The organism is Pantoea sp. Lu_F5_004 (genome assembly GCF_051136245.1).
GTDB lineage: Bacteria > Pseudomonadota > Gammaproteobacteria > Enterobacterales > Enterobacteriaceae > Pantoea > Pantoea agglomerans.
On the sequence record NZ_CP194946.1, the window covers coordinates 559,754 to 583,433 of the forward strand.

Annotated in this window: 23 protein-coding genes; 18 read left to right on the forward strand and 5 right to left on the reverse strand. The window is 55.9% G+C overall.

Features of this window, described 5'->3' with window-relative positions; translation table 11 throughout:
- The first annotated feature begins 25 nt into the window (after positions 1 to 25).
- From mutL to ACR8BN_RS02765, 12 genes are all read left to right on the forward strand, one after another.
- Positions 26 to 1,891: a DNA mismatch repair endonuclease MutL gene (gene mutL, locus ACR8BN_RS02710; RefSeq protein WP_039390552.1), complete on the forward strand. Its 1,866-nt coding sequence runs from the start codon at positions 26 to 28 to the stop codon at positions 1,889 to 1,891.
- Positions 1,884 to 2,834: a tRNA (adenosine(37)-N6)-dimethylallyltransferase MiaA gene (gene miaA, locus ACR8BN_RS02715; RefSeq protein ID WP_031592737.1), complete on the forward strand. Its 951-nt coding sequence runs from the start codon at positions 1,884 to 1,886 to the stop codon at positions 2,832 to 2,834. The genes mutL and miaA overlap by 8 nt, the downstream gene beginning before the upstream one ends.
- Positions 2,835 to 2,938: 104 nt before the next feature.
- On the forward strand, positions 2,939 to 3,250 hold the full coding sequence (gene hfq, locus ACR8BN_RS02720) for an RNA chaperone Hfq (protein WP_010256116.1): 312 nt from the start codon (positions 2,939 to 2,941) through the stop codon (positions 3,248 to 3,250).
- Between the two features lie 72 nt (positions 3,251 to 3,322).
- Positions 3,323 to 4,603, forward strand: a complete 1,281-nt coding sequence (gene hflX / locus ACR8BN_RS02725; RefSeq protein WP_010256119.1) for a ribosome rescue GTPase HflX — start codon at positions 3,323 to 3,325, stop codon at positions 4,601 to 4,603.
- Positions 4,604 to 4,830: 227 nt separating this feature from the next.
- Positions 4,831 to 6,069, forward strand: a complete 1,239-nt coding sequence (gene hflK, locus ACR8BN_RS02730) for an FtsH protease activity modulator HflK (protein ID WP_022623936.1) — start codon at positions 4,831 to 4,833, stop codon at positions 6,067 to 6,069.
- A 3-nt stretch (positions 6,070 to 6,072) separates the two neighbouring features.
- Positions 6,073 to 7,077 carry a protease modulator HflC gene (gene hflC, locus ACR8BN_RS02735; RefSeq protein WP_010256123.1) on the forward strand — a complete coding sequence of 335 codons (1,005 nt, stop codon included), beginning with the start codon at positions 6,073 to 6,075 and terminating at the stop codon, positions 7,075 to 7,077.
- Between the two features lie 56 nt (positions 7,078 to 7,133).
- On the forward strand, positions 7,134 to 7,334 hold the full coding sequence (locus ACR8BN_RS02740) for a DUF2065 domain-containing protein (RefSeq protein WP_010256126.1): 201 nt from the start codon (positions 7,134 to 7,136) through the stop codon (positions 7,332 to 7,334).
- 166 nt (positions 7,335 to 7,500) lie between these two features.
- Positions 7,501 to 8,799 (forward strand): adenylosuccinate synthase, encoded by a 1,299-nt coding sequence (locus ACR8BN_RS02745; RefSeq protein WP_031592738.1) that lies wholly within the window; start codon positions 7,501 to 7,503, stop codon positions 8,797 to 8,799.
- A gap of 218 nt (positions 8,800 to 9,017) precedes the next feature.
- Complete coding sequence (nsrR, locus tag ACR8BN_RS02750) at positions 9,018 to 9,461, forward strand: nitric oxide-sensing transcriptional repressor NsrR (protein WP_031592739.1); 444 nt, start codon at positions 9,018 to 9,020, stop codon at positions 9,459 to 9,461.
- Positions 9,462 to 9,477: 16 nt separating this feature from the next.
- The gene (rnr, locus tag ACR8BN_RS02755) at positions 9,478 to 11,970 is read left to right on the forward strand and encodes a ribonuclease R (protein WP_010256132.1); all 2,493 of its coding nucleotides are present in this window, start codon (positions 9,478 to 9,480) and stop codon (positions 11,968 to 11,970) included.
- 67 nt (positions 11,971 to 12,037) lie between these two features.
- Positions 12,038 to 12,772, forward strand: coding sequence for a 23S rRNA (guanosine(2251)-2'-O)-methyltransferase RlmB (rlmB, locus tag ACR8BN_RS02760; RefSeq protein ID WP_010699804.1), 735 nt, complete (start codon positions 12,038 to 12,040; stop codon positions 12,770 to 12,772).
- A gap of 220 nt (positions 12,773 to 12,992) precedes the next feature.
- Positions 12,993 to 14,621: an isovaleryl-CoA dehydrogenase gene (locus ACR8BN_RS02765; protein ID WP_434747302.1), complete on the forward strand. Its 1,629-nt coding sequence runs from the start codon at positions 12,993 to 12,995 to the stop codon at positions 14,619 to 14,621.
- Here the strand turns inward: ACR8BN_RS02765 and bsmA are convergent.
- Complete coding sequence (gene bsmA, locus ACR8BN_RS02770) at positions 14,595 to 14,921, reverse strand: biofilm peroxide resistance protein BsmA (protein WP_031592741.1); 327 nt, start codon at positions 14,919 to 14,921, stop codon at positions 14,595 to 14,597. The two genes, ACR8BN_RS02765 and bsmA, sit on opposite strands and share 27 nt — an antisense overlap.
- A 56-nt stretch (positions 14,922 to 14,977) precedes the next feature.
- Entirely contained in the window at positions 14,978 to 16,909 is a 1,932-nt protein-coding gene (locus ACR8BN_RS02775; protein WP_434747303.1) for a methyl-accepting chemotaxis protein, read from the reverse strand.
- A gap of 158 nt (positions 16,910 to 17,067) precedes the next feature.
- Between ACR8BN_RS02775 and yjfP the strand changes: the two genes are divergently transcribed.
- Entirely contained in the window at positions 17,068 to 17,817 is a 750-nt protein-coding gene (yjfP, locus tag ACR8BN_RS02780; protein WP_311976278.1) for an esterase, read from the forward strand.
- Positions 17,818 to 17,866: 49 nt separating this feature from the next.
- Here the strand turns inward: yjfP and ACR8BN_RS02785 are convergent, their stop codons facing one another.
- Entirely contained in the window at positions 17,867 to 18,073 is a 207-nt protein-coding gene (locus ACR8BN_RS02785; protein WP_010256150.1) for a hypothetical protein, read from the reverse strand.
- Positions 18,074 to 18,478: 405 nt separating this feature from the next.
- On the opposite strand from ACR8BN_RS02785, the gene rpsF reads away from it, so the two are divergent.
- Genes rpsF through rplI form a run of 4 tightly spaced genes read left to right on the forward strand, consistent with a single transcriptional unit; the run spans position 18,479 to position 19,919 of the window.
- Positions 18,479 to 18,874: a 30S ribosomal protein S6 gene (gene rpsF / locus ACR8BN_RS02790; protein ID WP_003855334.1), complete on the forward strand. Its 396-nt coding sequence runs from the start codon at positions 18,479 to 18,481 to the stop codon at positions 18,872 to 18,874.
- A 6-nt stretch (positions 18,875 to 18,880) separates the two neighbouring features.
- Positions 18,881 to 19,198 carry a primosomal replication protein N gene (priB, locus tag ACR8BN_RS02795; RefSeq protein ID WP_031592744.1) on the forward strand — a complete coding sequence of 106 codons (318 nt, stop codon included), beginning with the start codon at positions 18,881 to 18,883 and terminating at the stop codon, positions 19,196 to 19,198.
- A 4-nt stretch (positions 19,199 to 19,202) separates the two neighbouring features.
- Complete coding sequence (gene rpsR / locus ACR8BN_RS02800) at positions 19,203 to 19,430, forward strand: 30S ribosomal protein S18 (protein ID WP_002210155.1); 228 nt, start codon at positions 19,203 to 19,205, stop codon at positions 19,428 to 19,430.
- A 39-nt stretch (positions 19,431 to 19,469) separates the two neighbouring features.
- A complete protein-coding gene (rplI, locus tag ACR8BN_RS02805) occupies positions 19,470 to 19,919 on the forward strand; it encodes a 50S ribosomal protein L9 (protein ID WP_031592745.1) in 450 nt (149 codons plus the stop codon).
- A gap of 79 nt (positions 19,920 to 19,998) precedes the next feature.
- Here the strand turns inward: rplI and ACR8BN_RS02810 are convergent, their stop codons facing one another.
- Complete coding sequence (locus tag ACR8BN_RS02810; protein WP_162828745.1) at positions 19,999 to 20,676, reverse strand: LysM-like peptidoglycan-binding domain-containing protein; 678 nt, start codon at positions 20,674 to 20,676, stop codon at positions 19,999 to 20,001.
- A gap of 220 nt (positions 20,677 to 20,896) precedes the next feature.
- Here ACR8BN_RS02810 and fklB point away from each other — a divergent pair, with 220 nt between their 5' ends.
- Positions 20,897 to 21,517, forward strand: a complete 621-nt coding sequence (fklB, locus tag ACR8BN_RS02815) for an FKBP-type peptidyl-prolyl cis-trans isomerase (protein ID WP_010256433.1) — start codon at positions 20,897 to 20,899, stop codon at positions 21,515 to 21,517.
- 44 nt (positions 21,518 to 21,561) lie between these two features.
- Here the strand turns inward: fklB and ACR8BN_RS02820 are convergent, their stop codons facing one another.
- Entirely contained in the window at positions 21,562 to 23,505 is a 1,944-nt protein-coding gene (locus ACR8BN_RS02820; RefSeq protein WP_434747304.1) for a bifunctional 2',3'-cyclic-nucleotide 2'-phosphodiesterase/3'-nucleotidase, read from the reverse strand.
- Positions 23,506 to 23,680: the final 175 nt, after the last annotated feature.

A 23,680-nucleotide genomic window follows, 5' to 3' on the forward strand; every position in this document is an offset into this window, starting at 1 on the left:
CGGGCGGCCAGCTAAAAGGAAAACCATGCCGATACAAATTTTACCGCCCCAACTGGCAAACCAGATTGCGGCGGGTGAAGTGGTTGAACGTCCTGCATCGGTTGTAAAAGAGCTGGTGGAGAACAGTTTGGATGCTGGTGCAACGCGCATTGACGTTGATATTGAAAAGGGTGGCGCAAAGCTTATCCGCATTCGTGACAACGGCTGCGGCATCGTGAAAAGCGAGCTGTCGATGGCGCTGGCCCGACACGCCACCAGTAAAATCGCCTCACTGGATGACCTGGAAGCGATCATGAGCCTGGGTTTTCGCGGTGAAGCGCTCGCCAGTATCAGTTCTGTCTCCCGCCTGACCTTAACCTCACGTACCGCCGATCAAACCGAAGCCTGGCAGGCCTATGCGGAAGGGCGTGATATGACGGTAACGGTTAAACCGGCTGCGCATCCCTGTGGGACCACGCTCGAAGTGCTGGATCTGTTTTATAACACCCCGGCGCGCCGCAAATTTATGCGCACAGAGAAAACCGAGTTCGGTCATATCGACGAAGTGATCCGTCGTATTGCACTGGCGCGTTTTGATGTCGCGCTTTCACTGAGCCACAACGGCAAAATGATGCGTCAGTATCGGGCCGTCAGCGAGGAGAGCCAGCGCGAACGGCGGCTGGCGGCTATCTGCGGCACCACGTTTATTCAGCATGCGCTGCGAATTGACTGGCAGCATGATGATCTCTCGCTGCGCGGCTGGGTCGCCGATCCTGCCGGTTCGCGCCAGGTCACCGAGTTACAATATTGCTACGTCAATGGCCGGATGATGCGCGACAAGCTGATTAATCACGCTATCCGCCAGGCTTTCCAGACCCAGCTTCAGGATGACCAGCAGCCCGCTTACGTGCTCTATCTGGAGATCGATCCGCATCAGGTGGATGTTAACGTTCACCCGGCCAAGCATGAAGTACGTTTTCATCAGTCACGCCTGGTGCATGATTTTATTTATCAGGGCGTGGTCAGCGCGTTACAGGCGATAGCGTCACCCGTTTTGCCTGCGCTGCAGGCAGAAGAAGCCGCACCGCGCTGGCAGCCTGAAAACCGTCAGGCGGCGGGGGGTAATCATTTTGCGCAGCCTTCAACGCCCGCCAGCGAGAATCAATCTTCAGCCTCCACACGGCAAACACCGCCCGCAGCGGCGCCGGCCTGGCAAAACAAAGAGAACGCGTATCGTCAGCGTGAAGGCGCGGTTTATCAGCAGTTGCTGAAAACGCCTGTCAGCGCCACGCCGCCGCCAAAAACCCGTGAACCGGCACCGCGTGCGGCCGAAAAACCCTCGCCGCTGGCCGCGCATGCCCAGAGTTTTGGCCGGGTACTGACCGTGTTGCAAAACCACTATGCGCTGCTGGAGCAGGATCAGAAGTTAATGCTGATGGCGCTGCCGGTCGCGGCGCGCTGGCTGAAACAGGCGCAGCTTGAACCGGGTGAAGAGGGGCTTAAACCGCAACCCCTGCTGATTCCGGTGCGGCTCAAAATCGCCCTGGATGAACGCCAGGCCGCAAAAGAAAAGAGCAGCCTGCTCAATCAGATGGGTATTGATCTTCAGCCCGAAGGTGACCACGTGACCTTACGCGCGGTGCCTTTACCGTTACGAACACAAAATTTACAAATCTTGATTCCTGAGCTGTTAGGCTATCTCGCCCGGCAGCAGGAGATCTCTGCGACGCAACTGGCCCAGTGGCTGGCACGGCGTCAGGATACAGAGTCCTCCGACTGGAATCACTCACAGGCGATCAACCTGCTGGCAGAGCTTGAACGGCTTTGCCCACAGCTGCTGAAATCGCCGCCTTCAGGCTTATTACAGCCCATAGAGATTGAGAGCGCGATCAACGCGTTGAAGCATGAGTGAATTAAACCAGGCTGGCCGGCCAAAGGCTATTTTTTTGATGGGACCCACGGCTTCTGGCAAGACCGCTTTAGCAATTGAATTGCGTAAGCGGTTACCAGTGGAACTAATCAGCGTAGACTCTGCCTTAATCTATCGTCAGATGGATATTGGTACGGCGAAACCGTCGGCTGAGGAGTTAGCAGTGGCACCCCATCGTCTGCTCGACATTCGCGATCCCGCTGAAGCCTATTCGGCAGCGGAGTTCCGGCGGGATGCTTTAGCAGAAATGGCGGAGATCGTTGAAGCCGGACGAATACCGTTGCTTGTTGGTGGAACCATGCTCTACTTCAAGGCGTTACTTGAAGGATTGTCGCCGTTGCCCTCGGCCGATCCCGACGTTCGTCAGCGGATAGAGCAAACGGCGCGTGAAAAAGGCTGGGAAGCTTTACACCGCCAGCTGTGTGAAATCGACCCGGTTGCCGGCAGTCGTATTCATCCGAATGATCCGCAGAGACTTTCGCGAGCACTGGAAGTTTTTTTTATTTCGGGTAAAACTTTAACGGAACTGACAAAAACATCCGGTGAAGCGTTACCCTACGACGTGCAACAGTTTGCCATCGCCCCCGCGAGCCGTGAATTGCTGCACCAGCGCATCGCGTTGCGTTTTGAGCAGATGTTGGCGTCAGGATTTGAAGCGGAGTCTCGGGCCCTTTTTGCACGAGGTGATTTGCATACGGACATGCCTTCCATTCGTTGTGTTGGCTATCGTCAGATGTGGTCTTATTTATCGGGCGAAATCGATTACAGCGAGATGGTTTATCGGGGAATTTGCGCAACCCGGCAGCTTGCTAAGCGACAGATGACCTGGTTACGCGGTTGGGAAAATGTTCACTGGCTTGACAGTGACGAGCCCCGGCTGGCGCGTGATACAGTGTTACAGGTTCTTAGTGCGAAGCATGGGTGATTGTGTACAATTGATGGGTTATCGTGCGCAAATTTTTACGCAGTTTTTTTCAGAACCATAGGTTCTACTTGCAACAAACAACAAGCATATAAGGAAAAGATAGAATGGCTAAGGGGCAATCATTACAAGACCCGTTTTTGAACGCACTGCGTCGTGAACGTGTTCCGGTTTCGATTTATCTGGTTAACGGTATTAAGTTGCAGGGTCAGATTGAGTCATTTGATCAGTTCGTCATTTTGTTGAAAAACACGGTGAGTCAGATGGTGTATAAGCATGCCATTTCTACCGTTGTTCCTTCACGCCCGGTTTCTCACCATAGCAATAATACCGGTGGCGGCAGCAACAATTACCATCATGGCGGCAGCAACACAACTGCGCAGCCACAGCCACAACAAGACGGTGATAACGCAGAATAACGCGTCACCGTACAGCCAGGAACGGAGAACAAAAGTTTTCCGTCCTGGTCTTTTATTTAGCGAGGTTATAGCTTGTTTGACCGTTATGAAGCCGGTGAGCAGGCCGTACTGGTACACATCTGGTTCTCCCAAGACAAAGAAGTAGAAGATTTGCAGGAGTTTGAAACCCTGGTCTCTTCTGCTGGCGTTGAGGCGCTGCAAGTGGTTACTGGCAGCCGCAAAGCGCCACATCCCAAGTATTTTGTCGGTGAAGGAAAGGCCGTTGAAATTGCCGATGCGGTAAAAACAACAGGAGCATCGGTCGTATTATTCGATCATGCCCTTACGCCCGCTCAGGAAAGAAACCTCGAGCGCCTGTGCGAATGCCGGGTCATTGATCGCACCGGTTTAATTCTGGATATCTTTGCCCAACGCGCACGTACCCACGAAGGTAAATTGCAGGTTGAGCTGGCACAGCTGCGCCATCTTGCGACACGTCTGGTGCGCGGCTGGACCCACCTTGAACGCCAGAAAGGCGGGATTGGTTTACGTGGCCCGGGTGAAACGCAGTTAGAAACGGACCGCCGACTGCTGCGCGGCCGTATCAGTCAGATTTTGTCTCGTCTTGAGCGAGTTGAAAAACAGCGTGAGCAGGGACGTCAGTCACGAGCCAAAGCGGATGTGCCAACGGTTTCGCTGGTGGGTTACACCAACGCCGGCAAGTCGACCCTCTTTAACGCCATGACCTCCGCCAACGTCTTTGCCGCAGACCAGCTGTTTGCGACGCTCGACCCCACACTGCGCCGTCTGAATGTTGCTGATGTCGGGGACGTGGTACTGGCGGACACGGTAGGCTTTATTCGCCATCTTCCTCACGACCTGGTTGCCGCTTTTAAAGCCACGCTGCAGGAGACTCGTCAGGCGACGCTGTTAATGCACGTGATTGATGGGGCTGACCTTCGCGTCACGGAAAATATCGCCGCCGTCGATGCCGTACTGGAAGAAATTGAAGCGGACGAAATCCCGACGTTACTGGTGATGAATAAAATCGATATGCTCGACGGATTTGAACCGCGTATCGATCGTAACGAAGAGAACCTGCCAATCCGCGTCTGGCTTTCCGCCCAGACAGGCGCAGGCATTCCGTTGCTATGGCAGGCGCTGTCTGAGCGTCTGGCGGGTGAAATAGCCCAGCACGCATTACGTCTGCCACCGGAAGCGGGGCGACTTCGCAGCCGTTTCTATCAGCTGCAGGCGATTGAGAAAGAGTGGAATGAAGAAGACGGCAGTGTAGGATTGCAGATACGTATGCCCATTATTGAGTGGATGCGTTTATGTAAGCAGGAACCGTCGCTGACCAGTTACATTGTTTGATATTGCCCAAACGCATTTACCTTAAAAATTGAAGATTGTCGCACTTTCTTTGCAGACCCGAATACGCTGGAGTTACCCGAGTATTTCGGATTTCAGCAAGGCGGCAACTGAGTGAATCCCCGGGAGCTTACGCAGGTAAGTGACCAGGGTGAGCGAAGGCAGCCAACACCGCTGCAATCCGAAAGCTGAAGGGTAAAAATCGTAATTACAATAAATGGAGTAGAAACATGGCGTGGAATCAGCCCGGAAATAACGGACAGGACCGCGACCCGTGGGGAAGCAGCAATAATCAAGGCGGCAACTCTGGGGGGAATAAGGGAGGACGGGAATCCGGGCCTCCTGATCTGGATGATATCTTCCGTAAGCTGAGCAAGAAGCTTGGTGGACTGGGCGGTGGCAAACAGAACGACAACGGTCAGCGCGGCTCCGGCAGCGGTGGCAAAATTGTTGGTATCGTGGCTGTTGCTGCTGTAGTCATCTGGGCTGCAAGCGGTTTCTACACCATCAAAGAAGCGGAACGTGGCGTGGTGACGCGCTTCGGTAAATTCAGTCACCTGGTCGAACCTGGTCTGAACTGGAAGCCGACATTCGTTGATCAGGTGCGTGCGGTTAACGTTGAATCGGTGCGTGAACTGGCTGCTTCTGGCGTCATGCTGACTTCTGATGAGAACGTGGTGCGCGTGGAAATGAACGTGCAGTACCGCGTGACCGATCCGGAACGTTATCTTTATGCTGTGACCAGCGCGGACGACAGCCTGCGTCAGGCTACCGACAGCGCGCTGCGCGGCGTGATTGGTCGCTCTACCATGGATCGCATCCTGACCGAAGGTCGTACCGTGGTGCGTAGCGATACCCAGCGTGAAATCGACGAGACGATTCGCCCTTATAACATGGGGATCGCGGTGCTGGACGTCAACTTCCAGGCTGCACGTCCGCCGGAAGAGGTGAAGTCTGCATTTGATGACGCGATTGCCGCACGCGAAAACCGCGAGCAGTACGTTCGTGAAGCCGAAGCTTACGCCAACGAAGTTCAGCCTCGTGCTAACGGCCAGGCGCAACGTATTCTGGAAGAGGCACGCGCTTACAAAGAGCGTACCGTGCTGGAAGCGCAGGGTGAGGTGGCGCGTTTCGCCAAGATCCTGCCTGAGTATAAAGCTGCGCCCGAAATCACCAAAGAGCGTCTCTATATCGAGACCATGGAACGTGTGCTGAGCCATACCCGCAAAGTACTGGTTAACGATCGGGGTAATAACCTGATGGTGCTGCCGCTGGATCAACTGATGCGTGGCGGTCAGACTTCATCGGGCCAGAATGGTCAGAAAGGCGCGAATGGTTCTTCGCTGCCTGCGCGCTCCGATAGCAGTGCCAGCCGCAATGACACGTCGTCATACAGTCCGGACAATATCATGGATCAGCGTCGGGCGAATGCTCAGCGCAGCGACAGCCAGCGCGAAGGGAGAGAGTAATCGATGCGTAAGCCAATAGTATTTTTAATCATTGTCGTGCTGGTGGCGCTCTATGCGTCCCTGTTTGTGGTGCAGGAAGGGCAGCGAGGCATTGTTCTGCGCTTCGGTAAAGTCCTGCGCGACGGCGAAAACAAACCGCAGGTGTTTGAGCCGGGTCTGCATTTCAAGATTCCATTCCTGGAAACGGTTAAAACGCTGGATGCGCGTATCCAGACCATGGATAACCAGGCCGATCGCTTCGTCACTAAAGAGAAGAAAGATCTGATCGTGGACTCCTACATCAAGTGGCGTATCAGCGACTTCAGTCGCTACTACCTGGCCACCGGTGGCGGTGATGTCTCTCAGGCGGAAGTGCTGCTGAAACGTAAGTTCAGTGACCGCTTGCGTTCTGAAATGGGCCGTCTGGATGTGAAAGATATCGTAACGGACTCCCGTGGTCGTCTGACCACCGATGTGCGTGACGCGCTGAATACCGGCTCTGCAGGTAACGATGATGAAATCGCAACCCCTGCGGCTGATGACGCGATTGCCAGTGCAGCGGCCCGTGTCGAGCGTGAAACCAACAGCAGCGAGCCAGCACCGAACCCGAACAGTATGGCGGCGTTAGGTATTCAGGTGGTGGATGTGCGCATCAAGCAGATCAACCTGCCGACCGAAGTGTCTGATGCGATCTTCAACCGTATGCGTGCTGAGCGTGAAGCGGTAGCGCGTAGCCAGCGTTCACAGGGTCAGGAAGAGGCGGAAAAATTGCGCGCCCAGGCCGATTACCAGGTTACCCGTACTCTGGCTGAAGCCCAGCGTGAAGCGCTGATTACACGCGGTGACGGTGATGCGGAAACGGCGCGGTTGTTTGCCGATTCGTTCAGCAAAGATCCTGACTTCTATGCCTTTATTCGTAGCCTGCGTGCCTATGAAAACAGCTTCAATAGCGATCAGGATGTGATGGTGTTAAGCCCGGATAGCGACTTCTTCCGATATATGAAGGCGCCCTCTAACGCGACACGCTAAGAACTGATATAACCTGTGGGCCGACAATGTTGTCGGCCCTTTTTTTGGGTATCAGAATGAAAACAAGCATCTGGATGGCGCTGGCGCTGGTGTTAGTGCTGGAAGGGTTGGGACCGATGTTTATGCCGCGCGCCTGGCGACGCATGATCCTGACGATGACGCGATTGCCCGATCGTCTGCTGCACCGCTTTGGTGGAGGACTGGTCGTTGCTGGTATGGTGATTTACTGCATGCTCAGCCTGCACGGCAACCTCTGAGGCTCACGTTCAGACCGGCTAAATTGTGCCTTTCAACGCTATTATCCCCAACATGTTGTAGTGATCAAAACTCAGGCAAAAAAGCGCGCAATCGTATGCTAAAAGTGCTGAAAACCACGGGATCAGATGGTAGAATCCTTTTTTAAGCAATCGGTGATTTTGAGAAATGGGTAAGAACGTCGTCGTACTGGGCACCCAATGGGGTGACGAAGGTAAAGGTAAGATTGTAGACCTTCTGACTGAGCGCGCGAATTACGTTGTGCGTTATCAAGGCGGCCACAATGCGGGCCACACGCTTGTCATCAACGGTGAAAAAACCGTCCTCCACCTGATCCCTTCTGGCATTCTGCGCGATAACGTCACCAGCATCATTGGTAACGGCGTAGTGCTCTCTCCTGAAGCCTTAATGAAAGAGATGAAAGGCCTGGAAGCGCGCGGGATTCCGGTACGCGAACGTCTGCTGATTTCTGAAGCCTGTCCGCTGATCCTGCAATATCATGTTGCGATGGATATGGCGCGTGAACGTGCTCGTGGCGCCAAAGCGATTGGTACTACTGGTCGTGGCATCGGACCGGCTTATGAAGATAAAGTCGCTCGCCGTGCACTGCGCGTCAGCGACCTGTTCAACAAAGAAACCTTTGCTGCCAAGCTGAAAGAAGTGGTCGATTTCTACAACTTCCAGCTGGTGGAGTACTACAAAGAGCCGGCAGTCGACTTCGATAAAGTCCTGAGTGATGTGATGGAAGTCGCTGACATCCTGACTGGCATGGTCGTTGACGTCTCTGAACTGCTGGACGTCGCGCGTAAGCGTGGCGATCTGATTATGTTTGAAGGCGCGCAGGGTACGCTGCTGGATATCGATCACGGTACCTATCCGTACGTGACCTCATCCAACACCACCGCAGGTGGCGTAGCGACCGGTTCAGGCATTGGCCCGCGTTATGTCGACTACGTGCTGGGTATCGTGAAAGCTTACTCAACCCGCGTTGGCGCAGGCCCGTTCCCGACCGAGCTGTTCGATGAAACCGGCGAATTCCTCTGTGCGCAGGGTAATGAGTTTGGCGCGACCACCGGTCGCCGTCGTCGTACCGGCTGGCTGGATGCGGTAGCGGTTCGCCGCGCGGTTCAGATCAACTCCCTGTCAGGTTTCTGCATGACCAAGCTGGACGTGCTGGATGGCCTGAAAGAGGTGAAGATCTGTGTGGCTTATCGTATGCCTGATGGCCGCGAAGTGACCACCACGCCACTGGCGGCAGAGAACTGGGAAGGCATTGAGCCGATCTACGAAACCCTGCCAGGCTGGAGCGAGACAACGTTTGGCGTCAAGACGCTGGAAGGTTTGCCTCAGGCCGCGCGTGACTACATCAAGCGTGTGGAAGAGGTAACAGGGGTGCCGATTGATATCATCTCTACCGGCCCTGACCGCAGTGAAACAATGATTCTGCGCGACCCGTTCGACGCGTAATCATTCAGGCCGGACGTTGTCCGGCCCTTGTTTTTCCATTCTTTGATGCCACTTAACCTCCCTTCGCTTGTCAAACCTTCTGCTGGCTTAAAAAAGCGCACGGCCAGACAGACTCTGGTTTATCATCGTAGCTAATCGAATGGCGATCCGATTTAATCCTGGCATCAATCACAGGGCGGATAAGGTCACGCCGCGTCTGAAGGTTCACTGAGGTTACTGTGCAGCTCACGAGTTTTACTGATTATGGCTTACGGGCACTGATTTATCTGGCATCGTTGCCGGAAGGTCAGCAGACCAATATTACGGAAGTGACGAACACTTATGGTTTGTCCCGTAATCATATGGTCAAAATCATCAATCAGCTGAGCCGGGCGGGCTATGTCGCCGCAACGCGTGGTAAAAACGGGGGCATTCGTCTGGGTATGCCAGCTCGTCAGATTGTCATTGGCGACGTGGTACGTAAGATGGAACCACTACAATTAGTGGATTGCGCGTCCTGTTCCATCTCGCCAGCCTGTCGTCTGAAGCAGGCGTTACATGATGCGGTGCAGCGATTTTTGCAGGAACTGGATAGCTATACGTTGGCAGATCTGGTCGAAGGAAATACACCACTTTATGAGATCATCTTGTCCAGATCGCCGGTGGAAATAAATATTAAATGACATCGGAGGAACCGCTATGTCAAAAGATCCTTTTCAGGATAGAGAAGCTGAAAAATACGAAAATCCTATTCCGAGCCGTGAGTTTATTCTGGCTCTGTTAGAAAAACGTGAAAAACCGGCCAGCCGCGAAGAGCTGGCTGAAGAGATGAATCTGCAGGAAGAAGAACACCTTGAGGCGCTGCGTCGCCGCCTTCGCGCCATGGAGCGTGATGGTCAGCTGGTGTTCACCCGCCGTCAGTGTTATGCCCTGCCTGAACGTCTTGATCTCCTGCGCGGTAAAGTCATTGGCCACCGCGACGGCTACGGCTTCCTGCGGGCAGAAGGTCAGAAAGATGACCTCTACCTTTCCGCAGAACAGATGAAATTCTGTATGCACGGTGACGTGATCCTGGCGCAGCCGCTGGGTGCCGATCGCAAAGGCCGCCGCGAAGCGCGCGTGGTCCGGGTGCAGGAACCCCGCAACAATCAGATCGTTGGCCGTTACTTTACCGATGCCGGTGCCGGCTTCGTGGTGCCGGACGATAGTCGCCTGAGTTTTGACATCCTCATCCCGCCTGAAGAGACGATGAATGCCCGCATGGGTTCCGTGGTGGTGGTTGAGCTGGTCCAGCGTCCGAACCGTCGCAGCAAAGCGATCGGTAAAATCGCCGAGATTCTGGGCGATGATATGGGCACCAGCCTGGCCGTGGATATGGCGCTGCGTACGCATGAAATCCCGCACACCTGGCCGCCGGAAGTGGAAGCTCAGGTCAGCAAGCTGAAAGAAGAAGTCCCGGAAGAGGCCAAAAAAGGCCGCGTCGATCTGCGTAAGCTGCCGCTGGTCACTATCGATGGTGAAGATGCCCGTGACTTTGATGATGCTGTTTACTGTGAGAAGAAGCGCGGTGGCGGATGGCGTCTGTGGGTAGCTATCGCGGATGTCAGCTATTACGTCCGTCCTGGCACCCCTCTGGATGACGAAGCGCATCAGCGCGGAACCTCGGTCTACTTCCCGTCGCAGGTTGTGCCGATGCTGCCGGAAGTGCTGTCGAATGGCTTATGTTCGCTTAACCCGCAGGTCGATCGCCTCTGTATGGTGTGCGAGATGACCATCTCGACCAAAGGTAAACTGACCGGCTTTAAGCACTACGAAGCGGTGATGAACTCCCATGCGCGTCTGACCTACAACAAAGTCTGGAACATCCTGCAGGGCGACAAAGAGCTGCGTCAGCAGTATGCGCCGCTGGTTAAAGACCTTGAAGAGCTGAACAACCTCTATCATGCGCTAGAAGCCGCTCGTGAAGAGCGCGGCGGTATCTCGTTTGAAACGGAAGAGGCGAAGTTTATCTTCAACGCCGAGCGCCGTATTGAGCGTGTTGAGCGTGTGTCACGTAATGACGCTCATAAGCTGATCGAAGAGTGCATGATCCTGGCGAACATCGCCTCGGCACGCTTCGTTGAGAAAAATCAGGAACCGGCGCTGTTCCGCGATCACGATCGCCCGACTGACGAAAGCATCAAGAGCTTCCGTACCGTGCTCAACGAGCTGGGACTGAGTCTGCCTGGCGGCAACAAACCGCAGCCAATCGACTATGCGGCGCTGCTGAAGCAGGTTGCCGATCGTCCTGATGCGGAAATGCTGCAAACCATGCTGCTGCGTTCGATGAAGCAGGCCGTTTACGACCCGGAAAACCGTGGTCACTTTGGTCTGGCACTCTCGTCGTATGCGCATTTTACCTCGCCAATCCGTCGTTACCCGGATCTGACGCTGCATCGCGCCATCAAATATCTGCTGGCAAAAGAGCAGGATGAAGGTAAAGGCCTGGTACAGCGCGCTATTAAATACCTGATGCCGAGAGATCGCAGCGTCGCCAAAGATATGACGACAGCAACCGGTGGCTATCACTACGACATGCCGCAGATGCTGCAACTGGGCCTGCACTGTTCTCTGACCGAACGCCGCGCCGATGAAGCGACCCGTGACGTCGCGGACTGGCTCAAGTGTGACTTCATGCAGGATCAGGTTGGCAACGTCTTCAACGGCGTCATCTCCAGCGTGACCGGATTTGGCTTCTTTGTACGCTTAAGCGATCTGTTCATTGATGGCCTGGTCCACGTTTCGACGCTCGACAACGATTACTACCGTTTTGACCCGGTAGGTCAGCGTCTGATCGGTGAATCGGGCGGTCGCACCTATCGTCTGGGTGACACGGTTGAAGTGCGTGTTGAAGCCGTCCATATGGATGAGCGTAAAATCGACTTTGCCCTGATCTCCAGCCAGCGTCAGGTACGTGGTGAAGGCAAAACCGCACGTGACCGGGCGAAGCGTGACGACAAAGCGCCAGCGAAACGCCGTCGTGATGCGAGCAAGAAGTCCAACTTCGAGCCGGACGCCGCTTTCCGGGGCGACAAGGGCAAGCCCGCCGCTGCAAATACCGAGAATAAAAGTAAAAACGTCTCGGAAAAAACCCGTAAAATCGCCGCCGCCACCCGGGCGAAGCGCGCCAGAAAAAAGGCGCAGCCTGACTGATGCGCGCACCCGCCCTTTCTCTCTGAGAAAGGGCGGTCATTCATTCATTTCCAAACTGAGCAGATCGATGAGCGAAATTATTTTTGGTATCCATGCCGTGCAGGCGCTGCTGGAACGTGATCCACAACGTTTCCAGGAAGTCTTTATCCTCAAAGGCCGCGACGATCGTCGCCTGCAACCCGTGGTCGCCGCGCTGGAAGCTCAGGGGGTCGTGATTCAGCTGGCCGAGCGCAAGTGGCTCGACAGCCAGGTTGAAGGCGGTGTGCATCAGGGTATTGTGGCGCGGGTAAAACCGGGTCGTCAGTATCAGGAAGGCGATCTGCCGGATCTGCTGCAGAGCCTGGACAAACCCTTCCTGCTGGTGCTGGACGGGGTCACCGATCCGCACAATCTGGGTGCCTGCCTGCGCAGTGCCGATGCGGCCGGTGTTCACGCGATTATCGTGCCGAAAGATCGCTCTGCGCCCCTGAATGCAACGGCCAAAAAAGTGGCCAGCGGCGCGGCAGAAAATGTGCCGTTGATCCGCGTCACCAACCTGGCACGTACCCTGCGTCTGCTGCAGGAGTACAACATCTGGGTTGTCGGTACCGCAGGTGAAGCGGATCATACTGTCTTCCAGAGCAAAATGACCGGTCCGATGGCGCTGGTGATGGGCGCGGAAGGGGAAGGCATGCGTCGTCTGACCCGTGAGCATTGCGATGAGCTGATCAGCATTCCGATGGCGGGCAGCGTCTCTTCGCTGAATGTCTCGGTTGCTACGGGTGTCTGCCTGTTTGAAGCGGTACGTCAGCGCAACGCCTGATCCCTGATGTGATCTTCGCCACAAATTAGTTTCTGTACCAGGCATAACTGCGCGTCATTCGTATATACCCAAAGGATTTCGGGTTGCATTGAGGCGGCAAGAGAACGAATCCCGATGAGCTTACATGAGTAAGTGATTCGGGTGAGTGAACGCAGCCAACAAAAATGCAGCTTGAAAGACGACGGGTATACTTACTGAGTGACATCCGCGAGGAGTGGTTATGACCTGGACAACACACACCGTTTTTAATCAGCCCCATCCTCTGAGCAACAGCAACCTGTTCCTGTCTGATACGCCGCTCGGCGAGGCACTGTCACGCGAAGGCGCCGGATGGGACCGGGAATGGCTGGCTTCCGTAGGCCTACAGCTGGGCAGCGCCGAGTCGCTGGAGCTGGGCCGGCTCGCCAATGCGGAGCCACCGGAACTGCTGCGCTACGACGCCCGTGGCGTACGGCTGGATGAAGTCCGTTTTCACCCCGCCTGGCACCTGCTGATGCAGGGTGTCTGCGCCAGCCGCCTGCACAATCTCAGCTGGCACCCCACAGTACGTGAACAGGCCAGCGTGGCGCGGGCTGCGCGCTTTATTCTGCATGCGCAGGTTGAAGCGGGCACGCTTTGCCCGGTGACCATGACGCACGCGGCCATTCCACTGCTGCAGACTTATCTGCCCGCCGCGTTCGAAGGCTGGCTCGATCCGCTGCTCAGCGATCGTTACGACACTCATGCGCAGCCCGGCGACCAGAAGCGGGGTCTGCTGATCGGTATGGGCATGACGGAAAAACAGGGCGGCAGCGATCTGCTCACCAGCACCACCCGGGCCGAGCCGCTGGGCGCGCGCGGCCCGGGTGAAGCCTACCGGCTGACCGGCCACAAATGGTTCTTCTCGGTGCCGCAGAGCGATGCGCATCTGGTGCTGGCGCAGACGCCGGCCGGATTAAGCTGTTTCTTCCTCCCGCGCCTGTTGCCTGACGGGTCACGCAACGCCATCCAGCTTGAGCAGCTTAAAGATAAGCTGGGTAATCGCTCAAATGCCAGTTGTGAGGTGGAGTTTCGCGATGCGACCGGCTGGCTGCTGGGAGAAGAGGGCGAAGGCGTGCGGCTGATCCTTAAAATGGGCGGTATGACGCGCTTCGACTGCGCACTCGGCAGTCATGGCCAGATGCGGCGTGCATTCTCGGTGGCACTCTGGCATGCACATCAGCGCCAGGTGATGGGGAAAAACCTGGTGGATCAGCCGCTGATGCGTCAGGTTCTGGCACAGCAGGCGCTGCAGCTGGAGGGGCAAACCGCGCTGCTGATGCGGCTGGCGCGCGCCTGGTCACAACCGGCAAAACCGCATGAGGTCACGTTTGCCCGCTTATTAACTCCGGCTGCAAAATATCAGATCTGCAAAGCGGGTGCCCCGTTCGTCGCGGAGTCGATGGAAGTGCTGGGGGGCATCGGCTACTGCGAAGCGAGCGAGCTGCCGCGCCTCTATCGTGACATGCCGGTCAACAGCATCTGGGAAGGGTCGGGCAACGTGATGTGTCTTGACGTACTGCGCGTGCTCACCCGTCAGGCAGAGGTTTCGGAGATGCTGAGTCAGGAATTTGAAGCGGTGAAAGGGAGTAATCGTCATTTCGATGCGCGCTGGCGTCAGTTACGGCTGCGAATGAGCAACGTCCCCGAAGAGCAGGCGCGCGAGGTGACCCGCACGCTGCTGCAGCTTGCGACAGGCGCCCAGCTACTGAAATATGGCGAACCACCGCTGGCGGATGCCTGGTGCCAGCAGTGGCTCGATCGACGTGGCTCCCGCCCGCTTGAGACAGCAATCACAGACCGTTTACTGGCCCGCGCCTGTGGCAGGTGATGCGCCGTAAAGAATCGCGCTGGCGTACCAGAGACCGGGCATCACTGTTTCACTCAGCGCCACGATCTGATAGTAAGCCGCACCAGCCTGGTTAGCCCGGGTGGCCACGGCCCGCCCGGCATCATCCGGTGAGCCACGCACGTTAACGGTAATATTGCCCAGCTTCGGCAAACCGCCACTCTGCGCCCGTGAAATTTCCTGCGCCTGTTGCGTCGGCGCGGGCGGTGCTTTTGGCGTGGTATCAAGCGCGGAACAGCCTGCCAGCAGCAGGCTTATCATCAGTAAATAAGCGAAACGCATAGCAAAACCCTCTTTCAGGACGAAGCATTAAGTGTATGCCATCGCCCTGAATGGCGTCAGGATTTAAGGCTAAATACACTGACCAGCTGGGTCAGGTGATGCCCTTTATCACTCAGGTTCTGCGCGCTGTTTTCCGCCTGTGTCACCAGTTCGCTGTTCTGGTGAGTTGCCTGGCTGATCTGGTTCATCGCCAGATTAACCTGGCCGATGCCTGCCGCCTGCTGCTGCGCCGCCACGTTGATCTCGCCCATCAGCGCCTGCACCTGCTCGATGTGGGTCACAATGTCGCTCATCGCATCGCGCGTCTGCTCAGATAACTGATGGCCTTCCGCCACATTGCTGATGGAGGTCGCAATCAGTCCATCAATCTCTTTAGCGGCCTGCGCAGAACGCTGTGCCAGCGCACGCACTTCTGCGGCCACCACGGCAAAGCCGCGGCCCTGTTCCCCGGCACGTGCTGCTTCAACGGCGGCGTTGAGCGCCAGGATATTGGTCTGAAAGGCGATCGACTCAATCACGTGGGTGATATCCGCAATGCTTTGTGATGAAACCTTAATTGCCGACATGGTGTTGACCGAGCGCACCACCGTCTGGCTGCCGTGACTGACGATATCGCTGGCTTCGGCCACCAGTGACATCGCCTGACGCAGGCTGTCTGCGGTGTGTTCAACCGTTGCGCCAAACTGCTCCATGCTGGCGGAGGTCTGTTCCACACTGCTCGCCTGACGTCCGATCTGCTCGCTGATGTTATGACTGCTGGCCGCGATGGTGTCCGTGCCGTCGCTGATCTCCTGCGCCGCGCCGCGCACCTGGCTGACGATTTTCTCAAGGCCATCGCCAATGCCGTTGATCGCAACGATCAACTGGCCCACTTCATCGCGACGCTGGGTATCCATATGGACCTGCAGATTCCCGGCGGCATACTGCTCCGCCAGATGGATCACCTGCTGCAGCGGACGGGTAATCGCCCGACGGCTGTACCAGACAAACCCCAGCGCAAAAACCACCACCAGAATCAGTCCGGTTATCAGGAACAGGTTACGACTATGCGTAATCGGGGCGAGCAGGCTGGCCCGGTTAACTTCACCGGCGATCACCCAGTTCCAGCCCGGCAGCTGCTGCCAGGCCAGAATCTGGTGCTCGCCGTTGATCTCTGCCTGCAGCATGCCCTGTGGCTGAGTCAGCAGCGGCTGGAGTGTCGCGTCATCCCAGTCGGGTCGTTTTCCTTCGCCGTGCTGATCGAAAAGATACACTCCCTGCGTCTTGCCGGGGGTGCCGTTGAGCACAAAGAAATGACCACTATCACCCAGCTTGCGTGCCAGGATTTTTTCACGCATCAGCGCATACTGCTTATCAATGCCAACGCCGACAAACAGGATGGCGACGACCTTGCCACTCTCATCTTTTACCGGCTGATATTGTGTGATGTAGCGATGGCCGAACAGCGTCGCCAGTCCCTGATAGACGTCGCCCTGACTGACGCTTTTCCAGGCGGCGCCGTTGCGGTCAAGCTGCGTACCGATCGCGCGACTGCCATCCTGCTTTTTCAGCGAGGTGGAAATACGGATAAAATCATCGCCGTCGCGTACAAAAATGGTCGCCACAGCGGCGGTGCGTTCGGTGAAATCGTCTACCGCGGTCTGGTCGAGGTTCAGCGTTTTTAACCCGGCGCGCAGCACCGGCGTCGAAAAGGCGCCGACCTGCACCCGGGAGCCTTCATCCAGGCTAAAACGCTTAGGCAGGAAGCTGGTAAACAGACTGGTGTAGTGAGCCACCTCTTCGGTGAGGGTAGCATTGAACATGGTGGCCATTTCACTGATGCCCTGCACCTGGTTCTGCATGTCATCGATGGCGAGATTTTCCAGCTGCCGCGAAGCGGTGTGGCTCTGGGTCAGCGTCAGAACCAGCAACAATAACGCTACGCTGAAAGACGTCAGTACAGACAGCTTAACTCCAAGACTCAGGCCGCTGAGAGAGAGACGCTTCATAAATTACCTTTGATCAAATTAGGGGGACACAACATCAACGGCAAAGCACGGGAAAAGTTTAGGCCGAAATCTGGCGACTAAACGCAGCAGGGGATTTCGTAAATTAACCCGCAGACGTACACTCAATCGGCACGCCTTGCCCCTTCTCAGGAGAGACCATGATTGAACTCACCACAGAAACGCTGGCCGGTATCGAATGCCTGCACGCCACGCCTGCCGGACAACGGCATCAGCCACTGCCCACCGTGCTGTTTTATCACGGCTTTACCTCTTCAAAAGAGGTCTACGCCTACTTCGCTGTCGCGCTGGCTCAGGCGGGGTTCCGGGCGGTGATGCCGGATGCGGATCTGCACGGCGCGCGCTATCACGGCGATGCCGATGCACGCCTTGGCCGCTTCTGGGAGATTCTGAAACAGAACATTGATGAGCTGCCGCTGCTGGAGTCGGCGCTGCGCGCTGACGATCTGATCGCCGGCGAGCGCTTTGCGGTGGCGGGCGCGTCGATGGGCGGCATGACGGCGCTGGGCGCGATGGCGCGTTATCCGCAGATTCAAAGCGTCGCCTGCCTGATGGGATCGGGCTATTTTATGCAGCTCAGTCAGTCGCTGTTTCCGCCGCTGGTGGCCGACACGCCTGAGCAGCAAGCGCAGTTTGCTGCCCGCATGGCACCGCTGGCGGACTACGATCCCTGCAACCGGCTGGAGGCACTGGCAAACCGTCCGCTGCTGTTGTGGCATGGTGAGGCGGATGAGGTGGTGCCCTGGGCGGAGAGCGTCCGGCTGGAGAGGGCGCTGCGTGACAACGGGCTGGCGCAGCATCTGGCTTCGCTGTCGGAAAAACAGATTGGACATAAGATCACGCCATCAGCATTGACGGCGCTGGTCAGCTTTTTTAAACAGCAGCTATAAAAAATGAACGGGCGGAGAGTGAATCTGCCGCCCGTAAACTTACCGGCACTTACCAGTGCGCAGACGATTTCTCTGCTGCTCTGGCAGGCGCGTTGACCGGGTTCTTTTGTGGCGCATCCAGCCGATTAACGTAGATATAACCCGATGCCGCTTCGCTGCTGTGACTTCTTATCTGCTGCGCACAGTCAGCATTGCTGGCAAGAGCGGGTGGAGACAGGAAGAGACCCAGTAAAGTGGCGATGACGAACGTTTTCATGCCCGACTCCTCACTTCAGGGAACACACTCTGTTAGACGCCGATAAGCCAAACCGCAACGTCTGCATTAAGTTTAGCGACTGTGCACATTATCGCCAGATCGTCCGCCTGAACCTCTTTATCAGCTTTTTTGAACCTTTCCCGCTTAACGCGCTGTATTCACATGATTAGCACGAAAAGCTACCGTATATGGCACGCCGGATGGCATTTGTTGAAATGTGCGCTTGAGTTTAGCCGTCGCCGCCAGTATGATTACGCGTCAATTTTTCAGCCGCATTCTCAGGCTGTGTCCCACAAACGCTCGTGACAACGAACCTTTGTGGGACACAGCCTATAACGTTCCTTGCTTCCATGGGCCGCGGTTGACCCCGACAGGAGGCTGAATAATCCGTAAGGAGCAATTTCGATGCGTCATTACGAAATCGTATTTATGGTTCATCCTGACCAGAGCGAACAGGTTCCTGGCATGATCGAGCGTTACACTGGTGCTATCACTGGTGCAGAAGGCACGATTCACCGTCTGGAAGACTGGGGCCGCCGTCAGCTGGCTTACCCGATCAATAAACTGCACAAAGCGCATTACGTTCTGATGAACGTTGAAGCGCCGCAGGAAGCGATCGATGAGCTGGAAACGAACTTCCGCTTCAACGACGCCGTTATCCGTAGCATGGTTATGCGCGTTAAAAACGCGGTAACTGAAGCATCACCGATGGTTAAAGCGAAAGATGAGCGTCGTGATCGTCGCGAAGATTTTGCTAACGAATCCGCTGATGAGTCAGATGCTGGGGATTCTGAAGAGTAATCCATCGTGACGGTTAATCGACTGCGCTTGTCTGGCACTGTGTGCAAGACGCCGGTTCGAAAAATTAGCCCGTCAGGAATTCCTCACTGTCAGTTCGTGCTTGAGCACCGCTCAGTGCAGGAGGAGGCCGGGTTTCACCGGCAAGCCTGGTGTCGTATGCCGGTTATTATTAGCGGCAGTGCCCATCAGGTGATTACTCAACATATAACGGTCGGCACGCAACTCACACTCGACGGTTTCATTAGTTGCCATCAGGCACGAAATGGCCAGAGCAAAGTGGTGTTCCATGCCGAGCAGATTGAATTGATAGATTCTGGAGACTAGCCTAATGGCACGTTATTTCCGTCGTCGCAAGTTCTGCCGTTTCACCGCGGAAGGCGTTGTTGAGATCGATTACAAAGACATCGCAACGTTGAAAAACTACATTACCGAAAGCGGTAAAATTGTCCCGAGCCGTATCACCGGTACTCGTGCAAAATACCAGCGTCAGTTGGCTCGCTGCATCAAGCGTGCGCGTTACCTGTCTCTGCTGCCGTACACTGATCGTCATCAGTAATCGGCAACTGTCCATTAACGACTTTAAGAGGATAAGGTAATGCAAGTTATTCTGCTTGATAAAGTAGCAAACCTGGGCAGCCTGGGTGATCAGGTTAACGTTAAAGCGGGCTACGCTCGTAACTTCCTGGTACCACAGGGCAAAGCTGTTCCTGCTACCAAGAAAAACGTTGAGTTCTTCGAAGCACGCCGTGCTGAACTGGAAGCCAAACTGGCTGACGTTCAGTCTGCAGCAACTGCACGCGCTGAGAAAATCAATGCACTGGGCACTGTAACCATCACGTCTAAAGCGGGCGATGAAGGTAAACTGTTCGGTTCAATCGGTACCCGCGACATCGCTGATGCAGTCACTGCAGCAGGCGTTGAAGTGGCTAAGAGCGAAGTTCGTCTGCCGAACGGCGTTCTGCGCACTACCGGTGAGCATGAAGTGGACTTCCAGGTTCACAGCGAAGTATTCGCGAAACTGATCGTGAAAGTAGTTGCTGGTTAATTATTAACTGAGCACTACACAAACGCCGGCCCTGTGCCGGCGTTTTTGTTTTTGTGCCTTTCAATCGCCGCTGTTCGCGTTACTGCGCGCGAATAAAGCTGCCGTCTGGCTGACGTGTAAACAGCACCGGGCCGTTTGCGCCATCGACCGTCAACCCTGTTACAGCCCCCTGCGCATCCTGACGGATTTTCACCTGCTGACCACTTTTCAGTGAGCTGAGTGGCTGATCGCTGCCTTCCACCCGCGCCATCGCAAACACATCATTGACCGGCAGACTGTTATCACGAAACAGCTGCGCCAGCGTCTGACCGGAAGCGATGGTCAGGTTGCGCCACTCGCCCTGAGAATCGGCTTTTGGCGTCTGCTGAGACGGTGAGGATGACGGCTGGCGACTACTGTTGTTCTCATAAATATCCGCCTGCATTGGCACCTCTTTCTCCGTCTGGGGTGCGACCGGCTGTTCAACCGGATAGCGCAGCGTGCTGGCGGGCCAGAGAAACGCCACCAGCATCACCAGGAGTGCGGCCACAATGCCACGGCGATGCGGCGCAGGCAGCGGGTCCATCCAGCGAATGTGGTCGGTAAAATGCCAGATACGCTGAAGCCATGTCGGCAGGCGGGATGACATGTCTGAAGCCATGCGGGGTTCCTCCTCTCCGGCAGGCTGCTTTAGCCTGCGTGCGGCCAGCCAGGTCTGCAGCCGGGATACAAGATGTTTTGCACGCATCCTGCGGCGTCGTGGGGCTATCTGGCCCATGTTTGCTCTCTTATTCGTGTGCTACAGAGGGGGTGATCCCCCCCGATAGTTATAGTATGGGCAATACCGGCGCGAAGTGCCTGCCAGCATTGATAAAATTGACGGCTCTATTGTTTCTCTTTCCCCGGCAAAAGTCATCTGCGATGCAGGGCATTTTACGCCAGCGGCCTGCGCTGCTATGCTGCCGGTTCGAATTTATCCGAGAGTGAAAGGAACGAAGATGACTACCCCTTCTTTCGACAGCGTCGAAGCACAAGCAAGTTACGGTATTGGTTTACAGGTTGGCCAGCAGTTGCTGGAATCTGGTCTGCAGGGTCTGCAACCAGAAGCACTGCTCGCGGGTCTGCGCGACGCGCTGGAAGGGAACTCGCCGGCCGTACCGGTTGATGTGGTTCATCGCGCACTGCGTGAAGTGCATGAACGCGCTGAAGGCGTGCGTCGTGAGCGCACCGAAGCCATGGCCGCAGAAGGTCAGGCGTTCCTGCAGGAACATGCGCAGCGTGAAGGCGTGAGCAGCACCGAATCAGGCCTGCAGTTCAGCGTGATTACGCAGGGCGAAGGTCCAATCCCATCACGTCAGGATCGCGTACGCGTTCACTACACCGGTAAACTGATCGACGGCAGCGTATTCGACAGCTCTGTTGCCCGTGGCGAACCGGCGGAATTCCCGGTAAGCGGCGTGATCCCAGGCTGGATTGAAGCGCTGACCCTGATGCCGGTTGGCTCAAAATGGGAACTGGTGATCCCACAGAACCTCGCGTATGGCGAGCGCGGTGCGGGTGCCTCTATCCCACCATTCAGCACCCTGATCTTCGAAGTCGAACTGCTGGAAATTCTGTAATTCCGGACGCTGCAACCACCCCGGTTGCAGCGTTTTCCCCCGCCTTATTTCTGCTGTAAATTCACCTGCCACAGAGCAAAGCCGATCGCATCTGTCCCTTTGGGCTGAAGCGGATATTGCGCATGCTGCTTAATAAATCCGGTCGCTTTATCACCCGGTGCCGTTTCAAACTGAATGTCGAGCGGGGTAGATGAGGTAATCGGTGCCAGACGCCAGTTATTGTCCGCCTTCGGCTGAACTTCACCGTGCGCTTTGGTTTCCGCGCTGATATAAGCTGCAACCACGGAACGGTTCTCATCCGGCGAGGCAAAGGCGATGTATTTATCCCCGGTGCCGGCAAACTTGCCGCCGTAAGCGCGATAGTTATTGGTCGCCACCAGGAAGGTCGCCTGTGGATCGACGGGTTTACCCTGCCAGCTAAGCTGACGGATACGTGAGGCCTCAGGATGGATCAGCTGACACTCTGCGTCGTAGCGCGCGGGCTGGGTCACATCAATCTGGTAATTAACCCCGTCAATCACATCAAAGTTATAGGTGCGGAAATCCCAGTTGATCAGCGACTGCGTTTTCGTACTGTGGGGATCGATCTGATTAAACTGGCCCGCTGAGCACTCCAGCCACTCTTTTACCTGCGCACCGCTGACTTTCATGACCACCAGGGTATTGGGATAGAGATAGAGGTCGGCCGCGTTACGGAAGGTCAGCGCGCCTTTCTCCACTTCGACATAGCTGGCCGGATCGTTTTTACGTCCGCCCGCTTTAAACGGCGCAGCAGCAGAGAGCACCGGCAGGCGGCCCAGATCCGGATCCCCCTGAATGAAATGTTCCACGTAGGCGCGCTGGGCATTATTAACGATCTGTACCGTCGGATCGTCCTGTACCAGCGACAGATAGCTGTACATCACATCGGCGGACTTGCCGATGGGCTTCGCCACAAACTCTCGCGTGGCGCGGTGATCGTCAGCCAGTACCTTCACCAGCGCCGGATCCTCTGCCGCCAGCGATTTCTTCGCTGCGGTGTCATAGATTGGCCGCGCCTGTGCTTTGCCGCTGCTCACCTGCCAGCGTCCGCCCTCATTGTTCAGCACCAGGTCAACCACGCCAAGATGATCGCCCCACATGCCTGGCATCACCGCCGGAATACCGTTCAGGGTGCCGTTGGCGATATCTGCGCCCTTGATGTCAGAAAACTCCTTGCCGGGGAAGACCGCATGCGCATGACCAAACAGGATGGCGTTGATGCCTTCCACCTGGCTGAGATAGTAAACCGAGTTCTCCGCCATCGTGTGATACGGCTCGCTGCTCAGGCCGGAGTGGGGGATAGCAATAATCACATCAGCGCCCTGTGCGCGCATCTCAGGCACGTAGCGGCGAGCCGTTTCGGTGATGTCATCGACGCGTACCTTGCCCTGCAGGTTGGCTTTATCCCACACCATGATCTGCGGCGGCACAAAGCCGATATAACCTATCTTCAGGGTCTGCGTCTTGCCTTCGCGATCAACCACCGTAGTGGATTTGATGAGGTAAGGGGTAAACAGCGGTTTGCCGCTCTTCACATCAATCACGTTGGCGTTCACATAGGGAAAACGCGCGCCTGCCAGCGCTTTTTTCAGGTAGGGCAGGCCATAATTGAATTCATGATTACCGAGGTTACCGACACTGTAATCCAGCGTGTTGAGTGCCTTGTAGACCGGATGGATCTCGCCCTCACGTAATCCTTTGGCCGCCATGTAGTCACCCAGCGGGCTGCCCTGAATGATGTCGCCGTTATCGACCAGCAGGCTGTTTTTCACCTCCTGGCGTGCGGCGTGGATCAGCGTGGCGGTTCGCACCAGGCCAAACTTCTCGGTTGGTGTGTCTTTGTAATAATCGAAATCCATCATATTGCTGTGCAAATCGGTGGTTTCCAGTATCCGCAAATCCACCGTCGCCGCCTGGGTGGCGACGGAAACGCTCAGTGCCAGTAACATCATTCCGGGCTTAAACATGCTTGCTCCTGCTGCAAAATAAATAAGGATCTCAAAATAATGTAAAAGCATGACAGATAGTCATTTTAAATCGTGATGGGTATAACGTTTTGGCGCATCGGTCAGCGACGGATTCTTAAACGATGGAGGCGTAGCGGCACAGGCGTGGCGATAAATGGGTAACTATGATATTGAT